This window comes from Acidimicrobiales bacterium (assembly GCA_035533095.1).
In the GTDB taxonomy this organism is placed as follows: domain Bacteria; phylum Actinomycetota; class Acidimicrobiia; order Acidimicrobiales; family Palsa-688; genus DATLUM01.
Genome location: DATLUM010000138.1, coordinates 1 through 14,876, shown reverse-complemented (window position 1 = coordinate 14,876; position 14,876 = coordinate 1). Strand labels below are relative to the sequence as shown.

16 protein-coding genes are annotated in these 14,876 nt (G+C 66.1%); 7 read left to right on the top strand and 9 right to left on the bottom strand.

The features are described from left to right. Positions 1–3 precede the first annotated feature (3 nt). On the top strand, positions 4–1,140 hold the full coding sequence (locus tag VNF71_16160; GenBank protein HVA76089.1) for a DEAD/DEAH box helicase: 1,137 nt from the start codon (positions 4–6) through the stop codon (positions 1,138–1,140). Positions 1,141–1,190: 50 nt separating this feature from the next. On the opposite strand, the gene rpsR is transcribed toward VNF71_16160, so the two are convergent. Beyond that, complete coding sequence (rpsR, locus tag VNF71_16155; GenBank protein HVA76088.1) at positions 1,191–1,703, bottom strand: 30S ribosomal protein S18; 513 nt, start codon at positions 1,701–1,703, stop codon at positions 1,191–1,193. A gap of 247 nt (positions 1,704–1,950) precedes the next feature. On the opposite strand from rpsR, the gene VNF71_16150 reads away from it, so the two are divergent. Together VNF71_16150 and VNF71_16145 are read left to right on the top strand one after the other, a co-directional pair. Next, positions 1,951–2,154, top strand: a complete 204-nt coding sequence (locus VNF71_16150; protein ID HVA76087.1) for a cold-shock protein — start codon at positions 1,951–1,953, stop codon at positions 2,152–2,154. Positions 2,155–2,608: 454 nt separating this feature from the next. After that, positions 2,609–3,652, top strand: coding sequence for a glycosyltransferase family 4 protein (locus VNF71_16145; GenBank protein ID HVA76086.1), 1,044 nt, complete (start codon positions 2,609–2,611; stop codon positions 3,650–3,652). An 11-nt stretch (positions 3,653–3,663) separates the two neighbouring features. On the opposite strand, the gene VNF71_16140 is transcribed toward VNF71_16145, so the two are convergent. Next, positions 3,664–4,209, bottom strand: a complete 546-nt coding sequence (locus VNF71_16140) for a hypothetical protein (protein ID HVA76085.1) — start codon at positions 4,207–4,209, stop codon at positions 3,664–3,666. Between the two features lie 477 nt (positions 4,210–4,686). Here VNF71_16140 and VNF71_16135 point away from each other — a divergent pair, with 477 nt between their 5' ends. Further along, entirely contained in the window at positions 4,687–5,751 is a 1,065-nt protein-coding gene (locus VNF71_16135; GenBank protein HVA76084.1) for a rod shape-determining protein, read from the top strand. A 164-nt stretch (positions 5,752–5,915) separates the two neighbouring features. Here the strand turns inward: VNF71_16135 and VNF71_16130 are convergent, their stop codons facing one another. From VNF71_16130 to VNF71_16115, 4 genes are read right to left on the bottom strand one after another with little or no spacing between them, the layout of a single operon-like run. Next, positions 5,916–6,692, bottom strand: coding sequence for a metal ABC transporter permease (locus tag VNF71_16130; GenBank protein ID HVA76083.1), 777 nt, complete (start codon positions 6,690–6,692; stop codon positions 5,916–5,918). Between the two features lie 2 nt (positions 6,693–6,694). Next, entirely contained in the window at positions 6,695–7,558 is an 864-nt protein-coding gene (locus tag VNF71_16125) for a metal ABC transporter permease (protein ID HVA76082.1), read from the bottom strand. An 11-nt stretch (positions 7,559–7,569) separates the two neighbouring features. Next, on the bottom strand, positions 7,570–8,391 hold the full coding sequence (locus tag VNF71_16120) for a metal ABC transporter ATP-binding protein (GenBank protein ID HVA76081.1): 822 nt from the start codon (positions 8,389–8,391) through the stop codon (positions 7,570–7,572). Next, positions 8,388–9,344 carry a zinc ABC transporter substrate-binding protein gene (locus VNF71_16115; protein HVA76080.1) on the bottom strand — a complete coding sequence of 319 codons (957 nt, stop codon included), beginning with the start codon at positions 9,342–9,344 and terminating at the stop codon, positions 8,388–8,390. Before VNF71_16115 ends, VNF71_16120 begins: the two co-directional genes overlap by 4 nt. Positions 9,345–9,426: 82 nt before the next feature. Here VNF71_16115 and VNF71_16110 point away from each other — a divergent pair, with 82 nt between their 5' ends. The 3 genes from VNF71_16110 (at position 9,427) to VNF71_16100 (ending at position 12,426) form a co-directional block, all read left to right on the top strand. Further along, positions 9,427–9,861, top strand: a complete 435-nt coding sequence (locus VNF71_16110; GenBank protein HVA76079.1) for a transcriptional repressor — start codon at positions 9,427–9,429, stop codon at positions 9,859–9,861. A gap of 124 nt (positions 9,862–9,985) precedes the next feature. After that, entirely contained in the window at positions 9,986–11,596 is a 1,611-nt protein-coding gene (locus tag VNF71_16105; protein HVA76078.1) for a hypothetical protein, read from the top strand. A gap of 32 nt (positions 11,597–11,628) precedes the next feature. Beyond that, positions 11,629–12,426, top strand: a complete 798-nt coding sequence (locus VNF71_16100) for an RNA methyltransferase (GenBank protein ID HVA76077.1) — start codon at positions 11,629–11,631, stop codon at positions 12,424–12,426. A 20-nt stretch (positions 12,427–12,446) separates the two neighbouring features. Here VNF71_16100 and VNF71_16095 read toward each other — a convergent pair whose 3' ends face one another. From VNF71_16095 to VNF71_16085, 3 genes are all read right to left on the bottom strand, one after another. Continuing rightward, complete coding sequence (locus tag VNF71_16095; GenBank protein HVA76076.1) at positions 12,447–13,115, bottom strand: DUF2182 domain-containing protein; 669 nt, start codon at positions 13,113–13,115, stop codon at positions 12,447–12,449. A 113-nt stretch (positions 13,116–13,228) separates the two neighbouring features. Continuing rightward, positions 13,229–13,831 (bottom strand): DUF1326 domain-containing protein, encoded by a 603-nt coding sequence (locus VNF71_16090; GenBank protein HVA76075.1) that lies wholly within the window; start codon positions 13,829–13,831, stop codon positions 13,229–13,231. Positions 13,832–13,948: 117 nt separating this feature from the next. Continuing rightward, a complete protein-coding gene (locus tag VNF71_16085; GenBank protein ID HVA76074.1) occupies positions 13,949–14,485 on the bottom strand; it encodes a DUF1345 domain-containing protein in 537 nt (178 codons plus the stop codon). Between the last annotated feature and the right edge of the window lie 391 nt (positions 14,486–14,876).

Here is a 14,876-nt window from a genome sequence, read left to right as displayed (position 1 = left end):
CGCGTGCGCGGCATAACCTCGGCGTTCCCCATTCAAGCCTTGGCCATCCCCCCCGCCCTGGCAGGCAAGGACATCTGCGGCCGTGCCCCAACCGGGTCCGGGAAGACCATCGCCTTCGGCATCCCCGTCGCCGCCAGGGTCGGGCGTGCCCGCCCCGGAAGCCCCCGCGCGCTGATACTGGCGCCCACCCGGGAACTGGCCGCACAGATCGAAGCCGAGATGTCCCAGCTGATGGGTGCAGACCGTCGCCGCCGCGTCGCTGCCTTCTATGGCGGTGCCGGCTTCGCCGCCCAGCTCAACTCCTTGCGCCGCGGGGTCGATGTCGCCGTCGCCTGCCCCGGCCGGCTCAAGGACCTGATCGGACGTGGAGCTGTAACCCTCGCCGACGTCTCCATCGTCGTGATCGACGAGGCCGACCGTATGGCCGACATGGGCTTCCTGCCAGATGTGAAGGCGATCCTCGACCAGGTCCGCCCCGACCGCCAGACCCTGCTCTTCTCGGCCACCCTCGACGGCGAGGTCGACACGTTGGTGAGGCGGTATCAGCGCTCACCAGTGCGCGTGTCGGTCGACGACGACGAGCAGACATCTCCCTCCACGATCCACCACTGGGTCGACACCATGCGAGAGGACCGGGTGGCCGTAGCGGCCGGCTTGGTCGCCTCCCACGGGTCGACAGTCGTGTTCTGCCGCACCAAACACGGCGCCGACCGGGTCGCCAAACAACTGGTCGCGGCCGGCGTCAAAGCCGTAGCCCTCCACGGGGGCCGAACGCAATCCCAGCGGGAGCGGGCCCTGAAGGCCTTCTCGTCCGGACGGGCCCAGGCGCTGGTCGCCACAGACGTGGCGGCCCGCGGGATCCACGTCGACGGAGTGGGGTGCGTCGTGCATTTCGACCCGCCCGCCACCCCAAAGGACTACCTGCACCGGTCCGGACGAACCGGCCGAGCCGGGGCCGAGGGCGTGGTCATCTCCTTGGTGACACCAGCCGACGTGGCACCCGTGAGGGCCCTGCAGCGAGCGATCGGTCATCCTCTCTCGCCGAAGCCGGGCTCCAAGGGCGCACCCGAGCCACAACCGTCGTCCGATCGAGCATCCCGCCGCCCTCGATCATCGCGTCGACGCAGCCGCGCCGCTTGAGCTGACCAACTCCGCCTCGCACCGACGAGACGAAGGCTCGGGCGCCGCGGCTATGAGATCGTCGCGGCCGTTTCTGCAGCGAGCTGGCCGTCATCGGCGACATCTGCCTCCGGGCGGTCGACGGCCTCGTCAGCGGTTCCGTCTTCGACCCCATCGGCGGCGACGGTGTCCATCTCCGACCCGCCCTCTTGGGACGCTTCGGTCTCGGCCGACGGCGCTGGCCGGCCAGGGCCGCGCCGGCCGCCGCCGCGCCGATCGGAAGGATCGGCGGACATGGTGCGCACCGCGTAGGGCAGCAGGACCAGCTCCCGCGCCGTCTTGATCGCCACGGCCACGTCACGCTGGTGCTGGGCGCACGTGCCCGTCGCCGCGCGAGCCTTGATGCGGCCACGGTCGTTCAGGAACCGCGCGAGCACGTTCACGTCTTTGTAATCCACCCAGACCGTGTGCTCCGAGCAGAATCGGCACACCTTAGGGCGGCCACGCCGCAGCCGACCCTTTCCTTCTGTCGGCCGAGGCTTACGGCTCGATGTCTTCTTGGCCACCTTGGAATTCCGTGCCATTCCCGCTCCTCTGCGTCACCCCCGGCGGGGTCTTGGCCTGAGCGAATGGGAAGCAGGCAACGTCTCCCGACACACGCTAGAAAGCAAACCCTACCTCCCTGGCGAACAGCGGCGCACGGCAGGATCCAGAAACTGTAAAGTGGTGGCGAGGGTTTAAGCATCGAATGATCTCCCTCCGGCTGACCATAGCCACGCCGCGATTCCTGTGATCCCAGGGTCGATTCAGGCGAAGAAAGGAGGGGATCGCATGCCAACCGGCACCGTGAAATGGTTCAACGGTGAAAAAGGTTTCGGTTTCATCACCCAAGACGACGGCGGCCCTGACGTGTTCGTACACTTCAGCGCCATCGCCGGCAACGGATACCGCAATCTCGACGAAGGCCAAAAGGTCGAGTACGAGACCACCCAGGGACCCAAAGGCCTCCAGGCCGCCAACGTGAACCGCCTCTGAGACGCCGGGGCGACGGTGAGCGAGACCCGCAAACCGTCGCCCTTGGTCTCGGAGCCTCTGACTTCTCCTGACAGGTCGGCGTTGCCGAAGGTGTAGGCTGCTTGTTGCGCTCAAACTTGAGTTGCTAGCAGCCCTGGCGTACTCAGGGCAGATCGGTGGTTTCCCGATGGAAACCCCAGCCACAGTCACCACATCCATCTCGGGCTCGCAGCCCGTCCCACATCCGTCGTGTGCCGAACGAGCCTCCGACACGGGCACCTTCGTTCGCTCGACGCCCGGCATCGACCTGCGACGACGTTTCCCGCCGATCACTTGCACGGCCTGCAGGATCACCTATCTCTCCCCTATCGGGTGGCGAGCATCTGCCCCAGCGGCGGATTGGGTCTGCCCGCGGTGTCTAGGCGAATCGCAGGGCGAAGCTCGATCGTCCTGACGCTCGAGAGGAACCACAGAAATGCGCATCATGCTGATCGCCCCTCCATGGGTGGCGGTCCCCCCCGCCGCCTACGGCGGTACCGAGGCGGTCCTTGACACTCTCGCCCGGGGCCTGCATCGCGCCGGCCACGACGTCGTGCTGTTCGCTACCGGAGACAGCACGTGCGACGTGCCGCGAGACTGGGTGCTGCCCGCCGCAATCGGAGTCGGCAAGGGCGGCTCGGCCACCGAACTGCGTCACGTAATCCACGCGTATGAGGCCGCCATCGACACCAAGACCGACATCGTCCACGACCACACATTGGCTGGCCCGGTATACGCGAATCGTTTCGCCGGGCTACCCGTCGTCACCACCAACCACGGACCGTTCCAAAGCGAGCTGGGCGACTACTACCGGGCCATCGCGGCCGACACCCCGATCATCGCCATCTCCCACCATCAAGCATCGGAGGCGACAGACATCCCGATCGCCGCGGTCATCCACCACGGAGTCGACCCTGAGCGTTTCGCGGCCGGCAGCGGCGACGGTGGCTACGCGCTGTTCTTGGGTCGGATGTGCCCGGAAAAGGGAGTCCCCACGGCCATTCGAGCCGCCCGTCGGGCCGGCATCCCGCTGCGAATCGCGGCGAAGATGTCCGAACCTGCTGAACTGCTTTACTTCGAGCGGCACGTCAAGCCGCTCCTCGGCGGCGAGATCGACTACGTCGGCGAGGTCGGAGGTGCCGACAAGGCAGGTCTGCTGGGCGGCGCTGTCTGCCTGCTCAACCCGATCGACTGGCCCGAGCCTTTCGGCATGGTGATGATAGAAGCCCTCGCATATGGGACCCCGGTGGTCGCCACCCCAATGGGAGCGGCCCCCGAAATCGTCAAGCACGGCAAGACCGGTTTCATCTGCTCCGGAGAGGTCGCTCTCGCCAAGGCCGTAGCGGCTTCGGCCAATCTCGACAGGAACGAATGCCGCAAAGACGTGGCCGGCCGGTTCTCAGCTGATCGTATGGTCGCCGATCACCTCAACTTCTACGAGAATGTCATCCGCGGCTATACCCTGCCTCTGGTCGCCTGACAAGTAGTGGATCATGTGGAGGGCGCGCGAACGGACCGGCGGAGGACGGCAAGGGCCTCTTTCGTGACCAGCGCTGGAGTGATCTCCGAGATTCGCCATTCCCCGACCCTGCCGCTGCGGTTGCCTCCATGTCCTTGCCACATATCGCCTTCCGATACCGAGACGGATCGCTTGTCCACATCCGCGTCGAGTTGCAGGTAGGGATGGCGGTCCTGGCGGGGTGTTCCGATGATCTCGCCGTCGAGGGACATCCAGAGGATCAGCCGGTGACCGCGGCGAAGGCTTTCATCCTCGGGGAGCTCCTCGATGGCACCATCGCCACCGTTGCGGCGGAGACGCTCGATGATCTCTTCCATCCGAGGCCGCACCTGCTGGTCGCACAGGGCCGAGAACTGCGCGGAGAACTCCACTCGGTCGGCGAGGAGCTCGGCGCTCCGCGCAGTCGATCGGCGTTCCTCGTCGACTCGCTTTTGCATTAGATGGTCGATCTCAGCGAGCGGATCATCCGACGCTTCGTCGACCGTGAACTCGACGCTGGGGGTTGAATGGTTCTGCATGGTTGCTCCTCCTCGGAGTGAGTGTCAGATGACCAATCCGCCAGGCCCTCCCGAAGGGGGCATCACCGATCGTTCGGGAGAAGAATCGCTTCGCATGCGGGGCACAGCACCCAATCCGTCTGAAAGAACAAGGTCGGGTCGCCAAGGAAGGGGCGCTGGCAACGCCCGCAATGACGTTGCGGGAGAGGCACGGCGATCCGTCCGTCGTCCCGGATCAGCTCGTCCGCCTCGAGGCTCATATCCGGCCACCGCCGGCCGTGGTGCTGAACGTGCGGGTTCCCATCGGAACCCCCGATCCTCCCCCGTCTAGCAGGGGCGCTATCGCTCACATTGAGCTACTCTCACCCTACCACCAGAACCTCCCGCCGCTTCGGGTCGCTGGGGCGTTAACTTGAACCCAGAGAGAGGCGCGCGATCGGTCTTGGGCGGTAGGACGGCACGTCTCGCCTCCGACCCTCTCATTTGGAGGCCAAGCTCGTGTCTGGTAACCGCTTTGGTGGCTCCTTAGGCCGGGACCTGGCCGTGGACCTTGGCACTGCCAACACCGTCGTGTACGTGCGCGGCAAGGGGATCGTGCTCAACGAAGCGTCGGTGGTCGCCGTCAGCACCAAAGACAAGCGTCTTCTGGCCGTAGGGATGCGGGCCAAGCGCATGATCGGCCGCACCCCCGGCCACATACATGTCATCCGACCCCTCCGCGACGGGGTGATCACCGACCTCGAGATCTGCGAGAAGATGCTCGCCTATTTCATCCGCCGGGTGCACGGCGCCCGGCGGGTGGCCAAACCCCGCATGGTCATCTGCGTTCCGTCGGGGATCACCGCGGTAGAGCAGCGGGCAGTTCAGGAAGTCGCCGAGCTGGCCGGGGCGCGCAAGCCCGCGTTCATCATCGAAGAGCCGATGGCCGCCGCGATCGGCGCCGGCCTGCCGGTCCATGAGCCGACCGGGAACCTCATCGTCGATATCGGAGGTGGCACGACTGAGGTGGCGGTCATCTCCTTGGGGGGGATCGTGACCAGCACATCGGTACGCGTCGGCGGCGACCGGATGGACGAAGCGATCGTCCAGTTCATCAAGAAGGAGTACAGCCTGGCCGTCGGTGACTCCACGGCGGAAGAGATCAAGATCGCCTTCGGTTCCGCCTGCCCACTCGAAGAGGAGATCTACGGCGAGGTTCGTGGTCGCGATCTCCTCACGGGGCTGCCCAGGACCGTCTCCATCAACAGCGACGAGATCCGCCGGGCCCTCGAGGAGCCGGTGGCGGCCATAGTCGACGCCCTGAAGGAGACTCTGGACAACACACCGCCCGAGCTGGCCGCTGACATCATGGCGCAGGGCTTGGCTCTCACCGGTGGCGGCGCTTTGCTGCACGGGCTCGACGCCCACCTGAGCGCCGAGACGGGCATGGTGGTTCGGATCGCCGAGAACCCTCTGCAGTCGGTGGCCATCGGGGCCGGCCAGTGTCTCGAGGACTTCAAAGTCCTCAGCGGCGTGCTGATCTCATCGGGAGGCCCCCGGTTCGACCCCTGGTCGATGCGGTGAACGGCGCACCCCGGGTGCGTCGCCCGAGAGTAGGATCGGGCAACGAAAGGGGGTAGACATGGCTGACAAGTCGCCCCGGAAGGTCGCGTCGAAGAAATCCGGCAAGACGCTCAAGGAGAAACGCCGGGACAAGAAGGACAAGCAGCAGGTCCGCAAGGGTCTCATCACTTGAACCAGATCCGTCCGGCCGCGTAGGCCGCGGCGCTGATCGTGCCGACGAAGAAGCCGATTGGCCAGTTGGTCGTGTAGGACGCAGCAATCGCCACCCATACTGTGAGCAGGGCGATCACGACCGAGAAGATGATCGCCACCGGAGGTCGGTTGGTCAACGACCGCGCCGCTGCCGGCGCGCCGACCATCAGCGAGAAGATCAGCAACGCTCCGACGACCGGTACGGTCATGGCGGTCGCGGCCGCGACGACCAGGAGGAAGGCCAACTCGATCCGGAACGGGTTCACCCCTCGCGCTTCGCCGATCTGTGGGACGGCGGAGGAGAGCAGGAGAGGCCGGTAGAGCACGAGTATGCCTGCGATGCAGGCTAGGGCGAGGCCTGCGACCGGCAAGAGGTCGGTTGTGGAGACACCCAGCACCTCCCCGAAGAGAAGTGCGAACAGTCGCGGCTCGTACTCCTGCGACCTGCTCAAGAACACCGCTCCAATGGCAAGTCCCATGACGAGAGCCAGCGCGGTGGCCACGTCGTGGCGGCCGCGCCGTCCCAGCGTTGCGACCCCGACCGCCGCCGCGGCGGCGAAACCGGCCAACCCCAAGAGGGCATTGAACCCGAACACGTTCGCAGCCGCGGCACCGGCGAAGGCACTGTTGGGAATGGCGTGCGCGGGGAACGCCGAACCGCGAAGCACCACGAAGAACCCGACGACGCCCGCGATCACCGCCACGATGGTGGCCACGATCCAGGCGTTGGTCATGAATCCCGAGAACATGCTCACCCTTCTCTCGCCCCGGCCCGTACTCGGGTCACCCCTGAGATCAAGTACGCGAGGAAGGTCACAGCCACGATGAAGAAACTCACAGGGAACCCCTTGTGGCTCGACCCCCACGAGTAACTGTCGTAGGCGAGAAGCACGCCGATCCACGTCGCTGCGACGCCGATTGCCGCGGCGGCAGCGACCGCGGCACCGACCCGTCGGGTCAGGCGCAGGGCAGTCGCCGCAGGCCCGATAAGCAAAGCGGTGGACAGGATGGTCCCGATGGCGAGCGACGACAGGCCGACGGCGACCGCCAACGCTGCCATGAAGCAGAGCCCAATGGCCCGCACCGGAACCCCTCTGGCGGCGGCCATATCAGGGTTCGTGGAAGCCAGGAGCAGAGGGCGGTAGAGGACGGCCATGATCGCGACGGTCGCGAGGCTGAAGGCGACCACGACCGGTGTCGTTCCCGGCGCTACCGAGAAGATGGATCCGAACAGGATCGTCTGGGTCGCGCCCGTCGTGGCATGCGACGTGGTGTCGAAGTAGAGGAGCAGCGCGGCGAGCCCGGTGGCCGCACCGAGGACGACGCCGGTGACCAGATCCCGGCCGCGGACGCGCTGCACGCCGATGGCGTCCATCGACCCGGCTCCGATCACCCCGAGTCCGATGAAACCCAGAAGAGGGCTGATCCCGAGGAGGAAGGCCGCCGAGCCGCCGGCAGTGGACACGTCGGTGAGAGCGTGACCCGCGAAGGACTGCCCCCGCATGACAGTGAACACCCCGACCACGCCCGACACCACCGCGACCACGCCACCGATGGCCAGCGCGGTGTGGACGGGCTGGCTGGAGAAGAATCCCGGCTCGATCACCCAGTGCACGGCTCGATGACCTAGATGACCGCGTCGGCGGCGAGATCGGGCCCGGTGATGGTGACGTCAGGATCTCCGGCGACCACCACGACCCTGCCGTGCACCCGCAGGACGTCGACGTGATGGCCGTACAGCTTGGTCAGCACATCCGATCGGATCACTTCCTCCGCCGGACCGGTAGCCGCCCGCCCACCGGCCAGGTAGACCACCCGGTCCATTACCGGCAGTAACGGGTTCATCTCGTGCGCCGACAGCAACACCGCGATTCGCTGCTCGACGGCGATGCGGTGCAACAGGCCCACGACCTCCTGCGCCGAGCGGAGGTCAAGGTTGGCCAATGGCTCGTCGAGCAGCAGCAGCCCGGGCCGGCCGATCAGAGCGTGCGCGATCAGGATCCTTTGCTGCTCACCGCCTGACAGGGTGCCGATCCGGGCGTCGGCGAAGGACTCGGCGTCAACCGCGGCGAGCATCTCGTCGATTGCCGCCCTCCGCCTCTCCGTCGGGATCGGGATCCCGAAGCGGTGCCCGTCGAGACCGAGGCCGATCAGGTCCCGGGCCCGCATCGGCATATCGGGGTCGAGGGGGACCTTCTGGGGCACGTAGCCGATCGCGGTATTCCTACGCCGCCGGGGTCGTCCCGCGATGCGGACCAGGCCGGCAGTGGGGGTTTGCAGGCCGAGGATCACCCGCAACAAGGTGGTCTTGCCGGCGCCGTTCGAGCCGATCAACCCCGTGAACTCCCCCGCCGCCACCCCGAACGTCACGTCGTCGAGGATCTGGCGGCCGCCCAGGGAGACGCTGATGCCCTCCACGCTGAGCACGGCTCCCTCCCCGGTCGTCATAGGTGCTCCGTCGAGGTACCGGCGCTAACCGCCTTCTCGATGGCGTTGACCTCGGCGAGCATCCAGCTCTGGAAGTGATAGCCCGGGGTGGGCATGGTCTCGTACACCCCCACCACCGGTATGCCCGCACGGATGGCGGCCTGGCGGATCGAGGTCGTGAGGCTGTCGACCACCTGCTGGTTGTAACAGAACACCTTGACCTGATGCTTGGTGAAGAGAGCTTCCTCGAGGCTGATGTCCTGTGGAGTCGGGTCCACGCCGTTCATGATGTCGGCCTGGAAACCGAACGGGGTCAGGTTGTCCAAGCCCATCGCGGTCAGCAGATAGTCGGCGACCGGCTCGGTGGTCGCTACCGGGGTGCCGGCATACTTGGACTTGAAGGTCGCTATCGCGTCGTGGAGCGGTGTGAGCGACGAGTCGAAGGCTGCCAGGTTGGACTGGAAGTAGGCGGCGTGCGACGGCTGCAGGACCGACAGGTCGTCGGCCACCGCCCGGGCCACGGCCGGCATCGTGTTCGGGTCGTACCAGAGATGTGGGTCGGGTGTGTTGTCCGGCAGGTTCATGACGTGCTGGACCACGATCACCTTGCGTGCCGAGTTCGACGAGGCCGACTCGATCTTGGACATGAAGTCGTCGTAGCCGAGCCCGTTCTGGACGATCAGCTCGGCGGCGCTTACCTCACGGGCGATGCTCGGCGACGATTCGAAGGTGTGGGGGTCGGTGTTGGGGTTGTTCAGGATCGACGAGACGTGCACGTACTTCCCGCCGATCTGAGACAACACGTCCGCGTATTGGCTTTGCGCTCCGATGGCATTGATGACCCCAGGTGTGCTCGGTGAAGTACTGCTGCTGCAGGCGGCGGTGAGAGGCGCCAGGGCCATCAGCGCGACGGCGGTCGAAGCAGCCGGCACGATCCGGCACCGGCCGCTGAAGGCTCGCCACCCGGAGTCCATGCCACCAACCTAGGCTGAGACTGAGTCTCAACACAAGTCCATCGGCCGATGGCAATAGTGTGTGGAGGTGGTAGGTGGCCAGGTGATCGACACGCTTCACGAGGAAATTGCCGACCGTCTCCGGCGTGCGGACCAGCGCTATACGAGTGGGCGGCGCGCCATCGTCGAGCTGCTGATCGAGACCGGGCATCCGGTGAGCATCAGCGACATCGCCGACAGCCTGCCCGTTCTGCCCCGCAGCTCTGCCTATAGGCACTTGGTGGATCTGCAGGCCGCTGGAGTGGTCCGACGGGTCGCCGCCAATGACGAGTTCGGCCGGTTCGAGCTCGCCGAGGACCTCACCGAACACCACCATCACTTGCTGTGCACCCACTGCGGCAAAGTCATCGACGTCACTCCCCCCGCCTCTTTCGAACGCAGCGTGAGCAAGACGGTGGAGCAGCTCGCCGCCGACCGGGGATTCCAACCCCACGGACACCGTCTGGACATCCTCGGATACTGCGCCGACTGCGTCTGACGTCCTTGAAGCTGCGATGGCCTTGCGCCGGCGGCTGTCGGGTCTTTCTTGCACCTCCTTCGAACGGCTCTGTCCGGATGTATTGTTTCGTCACAATTGTCCGAAGGATGGAAAAGACTGGGGGATGGCGATGGACAGGCGATTCAGCCGGCGCAAGCGGGTGCTGGCCGGCGGCGGTGCAGCGGTGGCGCTGGTTGCGCTGGCCATCAGCCCGGCAGTTCGCGCCACGCCGGCGCCCACGGTCGCGCAGCTCCAAGCGCGCGCCCGGGCCATCCTCGCCGGCGCACCATATGACCTGCCCGGACCGGTCGACTGCACCGGTCCGGCCGGCAACCCGGCGCCAGGAACGCAGGCGTGGACGATCCGCGACGAGGAGAACCAGTACTGCGCCAACCAGCGAATCGCTGACGAGCTCGACAACCCCGCGTTCGCGGCCGTCTTCGGCGAGGAGACCCCGACCATGTACGCCAACCAGAACGTGGCGATGTTCGAGGAGCCCGGCCACCCGCACATCACGCTGGCGCAGGTCATTCCTGGCGGCACGACGGCGGACCCGTTCCGCACCCTGGATCGCTGGACGGCCGCGGGCCGAGGACGGGTGCGCCCTGTCAGCTTCGCTGCGAGCGACGGGGCCCAGCTCAACGGATTCCTGTTCGAGCCTCCGTCGAGCGTCGCAGGCCCCTACCCCGGCGTCGTCATAACCACCGGGTCCATTCAGGGTTACCAGCAGCTGTACTTCTGGGCCGCGGAGGGTCTGGCGGAAGCGGGCTACATGGTCCTCACCTACGACGTGCAGGGCCAAGGCAGCTCCGACACCCTGCCGGCGTCTTGCACACCGGATCCTTCGCAACTCCAATCCGGATCGATCTGCACCGGCGTGCCGTTTCAGCAGTCGTACAACTTCTACCAAGGCACGACCGACGCGCTGAACTTCTTCTTCTCCACGCCCTCCGCGCCGTACCCGAACACGAAGTACATCGCGGGTCAGCCGGCGACCTCGTCGGTCGGCCAGAACCTCGATCCGTTCAACCCGGAGTGGGCTGACCTCGACACCAGCGAGGTGGGCATCGCCGGCCATTCCCTCGGGGCGTCAGCTGTCAGCCAGGTCGGACAATGCGACCCGCGGGTGAAGGCGATCGTCGCGTGGGACAACCTCGCTCCGGCCACAACGTGCGACGGCAGCTCCTCGCCGGCGTCGGTGCACACGCCCGCGCTCGGTCTCAACTCCGAGTACTTCTTCAACACGACCCCGATGAGCTCCCCACCCGACCCGCACGCAAAAGACCAGGCCTTCAAGCAACTGTCCTCCGCCGGCGTCGACACGATGCAGGTCGCGCTGCGGGCGTCGATGCACCTCGAGTACTCGTACGTGCCGTACATCCTGCCGGCGAGCTCCCTCGGAGAGCGGGTCGCGTTCTACTACACGCTTGCCTGGTTCGACTACTACCTGCGCCACGACGCCTCCGGCTTCCAGCGACTGGTGGCGACCACGTTCGACTCGAGCGCGGACGCGCATGCGATCGGCGCTGGCGCCTACTCGCCGACCGCGGCTGCCGCCGATCCGACGGATCCCGCTGCCGGCAACCAGCCGTACCTGATAGCGGGTCTGCCGGTGGCGAACCGGGTGTCGTTCTACTACGAGTCGGAATACTCGCTGGCCTCGCCGGCCGGATCGCTCGTAACCTGCTCGGACATACGGGCCGGCTGCCCCGCGGTGGCACCTTCGACGCCGTAGGGAGGTCGCCCTGCCAACATGGGCACCAGCCCATGCCCATCGACATCGAACACGCCGACGACCCCCGCGTAGCCCCCTACCGCAACCTACGCGACAGGCAACTGCGCGAAGCCATCGACCGCGACGAAGGCGTATTCGTGATCGAAGGCGCACGATCGCTCGAGACACTCCTCGACTCACCCTGGCCGCTCGTGTCCGTGCTCCTGACACCATCACGGGCCGCCGCACTCCGCGACATGGTGGACGCAGCCGAGTCGCGCGGCGCGCCCGTCTACGTAGCCGGCTCAGAGATCTTCGACGGCATAGCTGGCTACCCTGTGCACCGCGGCGTCCTCGCCCTCGCAGCGAGACAACCGCTCCCCGACCCCGAGACGGTCCTCGCCGGGGTGACCACAGCCGTGGTGGTCGAAGGCATCAACGACCACGAGAATCTCGGCGCCATCTTCCGCAACGCAGCGGCCCTAGGCGGCGGCGCAGTCCTCCTGGACCCGACCTCGTGCGACCCGCTCTACCGGCGCTCTGTCCGGGTGTCGCTCGGGAACGTGCTGCGCGTCCCGTTCACCAGGCTCGAACCCTGGCCTGGCAGCCTCGGATTGCTCACCTCGGTGGGGTTCTCGGTAGTGGCTCTCGACCCTCACGCTCAGGTGACGATCGATGCAGTCAACATCGAGCCACCAACGGCTCTGCTCGTCGGGAGCGAAGGAAGCGGCCTCACAGACGAAGCGCGCAAGCTCGCTACCCACACCGCACGAATCCCCATGGCCGCCGGAGTCGACTCGCTCAACGTCGCCACCGCCCTGGCGATCGCTCTACACCACTTTGCCAATTAGCCGCAGGTCGCCGATGCCCCCTACACCATCCGGGAGCCCGGAACGGTGAGCAGCGGCAACACATGCGGCGCGGCGAGCACCATGACCCCCAAACTCGACAGAACCACAGCTGTGGCATAGGTCGCTGCTCGCCGCCACGGCAGGGTCTTCTCGATCGCAACCAGACCGGCGACCAGGGCCATCCAGGAAACACTCATTACTCCGAGCGCGAACAGGGACGCCATCAACGCCCAGCAGCAGCCGACGCACCACCCTCCGTTCTTCGCCCCCATCCGCAGGGCGCCGGCCAAGCCATCGCGCCACGAGCCGAGCAGCATTCCGAGCGGGCTCCGGCACTTGCCGAGGCAAACGTCCTTGTACGGGGTGAGCTGGTACGCGGCCGCCACGATCAGGACGGTTCCGGCGAGCGGGCGGCCAGCCTGGCCCCAGGCGAGGCTGCCGCCGAACACGGCACTCGATCCCCTGCCGATCGCAAAGGCGAGCAGACCTGCTCCCGCCCACGTCGCCAGGTAGCCGCTGCAGAAGAACAGGGCCGAGAGCGGCGACGCGGACCGTGTCATTTTCGAGTACAACGCGACCGTGGGCGCCACGGAGGGCAGCATCATCGCGGCCATCATCACGACCCATACACCTAGGAACCATCCGAGCCGGCCCAATCCGGTCCACGGCCCGGCGTCCATGCCGCTCATCTCGTGGACTGTCCACCACCAGCAGGCGCCCGCGAGAAGGAAGAGGAGAAGGACCAGAGCCAGCCTGGCCCTTGCTGCGTTGAAAGCCGGCGCCAGTCCTTGACTCGCTAGCACTACGCGCTCCAGGCGAACTCAGCAGTCGAGAGGGCGGTCTTGCCCTCGTATTGGATCCCGAAGGCGTTGATGCGCGAACGTTTCGCCTCGGCCATCGTGAGGTTGGATCCGACAGGGTGGAACATACCATCGAAACGGATCGGCTTGCCGTCCTCGACGCCGAACGGGACGATGTCCTGGATCTCGAAGTCGATCGAGTCGCCGACGCGGACGCTGTGCACGAGACCGTTGTCGCGCACCTCGATCGCAGCGCGCTCAGCGCCGAGGATCTCGCCGACAAGCGGAGCGAGACCCGCCATCGGCCCCCCGAGCTGACCGGAGAAGACCTGGATCAGCTTGTCGAACTGCTCGTCGCTCGCGGCGTCGTCGATGTAGACACCGAGCCGCCAGTTGCCCTCGGTCATCACCTTTGGCGTATCGGCGATCAGGACAACCCGCCGTCCGCCGATACCGGTCCCGTCGATGTCACCCTCCCGGATGTTGAACACCAGGCACACCCGGCAGAAGTCGTAGGTCGCACCGTGGTCGAAGGACAGGTTGCACGGGCACATCAGCTCGCACGAGCAGGTCTCGACGTAGCTTCCCTTGAGGTTCCAGGACACAGCCCACCTCCTCTTTGAAAGACCCTTAGCTACCGCCCCTCCAACTCGAGCGCAACGATGTTCAGCCGAACGTCCAACCTCGACCTCGGACTGCGCGCCGCCCACGACGTTGCCCAGCTAATGGGCAAGCCCTGCGGCCACATTGATCGTCGCAGCGATGATGACGGTGCCGAGAAGATAAGACATCAAGGCATGGCGCAAGGCGGTGTGGCGCATCGCCTTGGTCGTCAAGTTGGTGTCTGACACCTGGTAGGTCATCCCAACGGTGAACGCCAAATAAGCGAAGTCCAGATAGCACGGCTTATCGTCCTCGTTGAAGTTCACCCCCTCGTCGGGACCTCTGTAGTAGAGCGCGGCGTATCGCAACGTGAACACGGTGTGTACCACAGCCCAGGAGCCAATGATGGTGGTGACGCCAGCGGTCAACAGCAACACCTTCTCAGAACCATGTGCGTGCGCAGCCTTGAGAACGCCGAGTACCACTGCACCGAGACTGGCCACACTGGCCGATAACAACAGGGCATCCGCAGGCGGTCCGTGCGGATCCTCCCGGGTAGCGTTCAGGCTCGTGGACACAGCGTCCATCGGTGTAATGCTTATCCACACCGACGCCACCCATGTCAGCGATGCCGCTACCCAAACCAACAGGGGCACGGCCTGCCATGGGGCCCAAAAAGCTGCGATCAGACCCGTGACAGCACCGACCGCCAAGCCCCCGATCAAGCGCGCCGCCGTCGAGAAGGGCCGCCTGGCCACCGGGTCACCCGCTGCTTGGGAGTGGGTCATCGGGATCTCTTGTTAGTCGACAGCTGCCCGTGTGCGTGGGTGGCGAATGACGCAAGGGAGGTGTATCGTCTGGAGTTGACACGGGATGCATTCCCGTACCGTGTTGGACCTTGCCATCGGCTTCGGCACTCTCCCGGGGGCGTTGCTCCGGACCCTGGTAGCGCATCAAGCGAATGCGTTCACTAACCAGGGAGGTTCCCCAATGGCCCTCACGATACCTCCGCCGTCAACGCTGGCCGGCCTTAGCGTCGGATTCGTT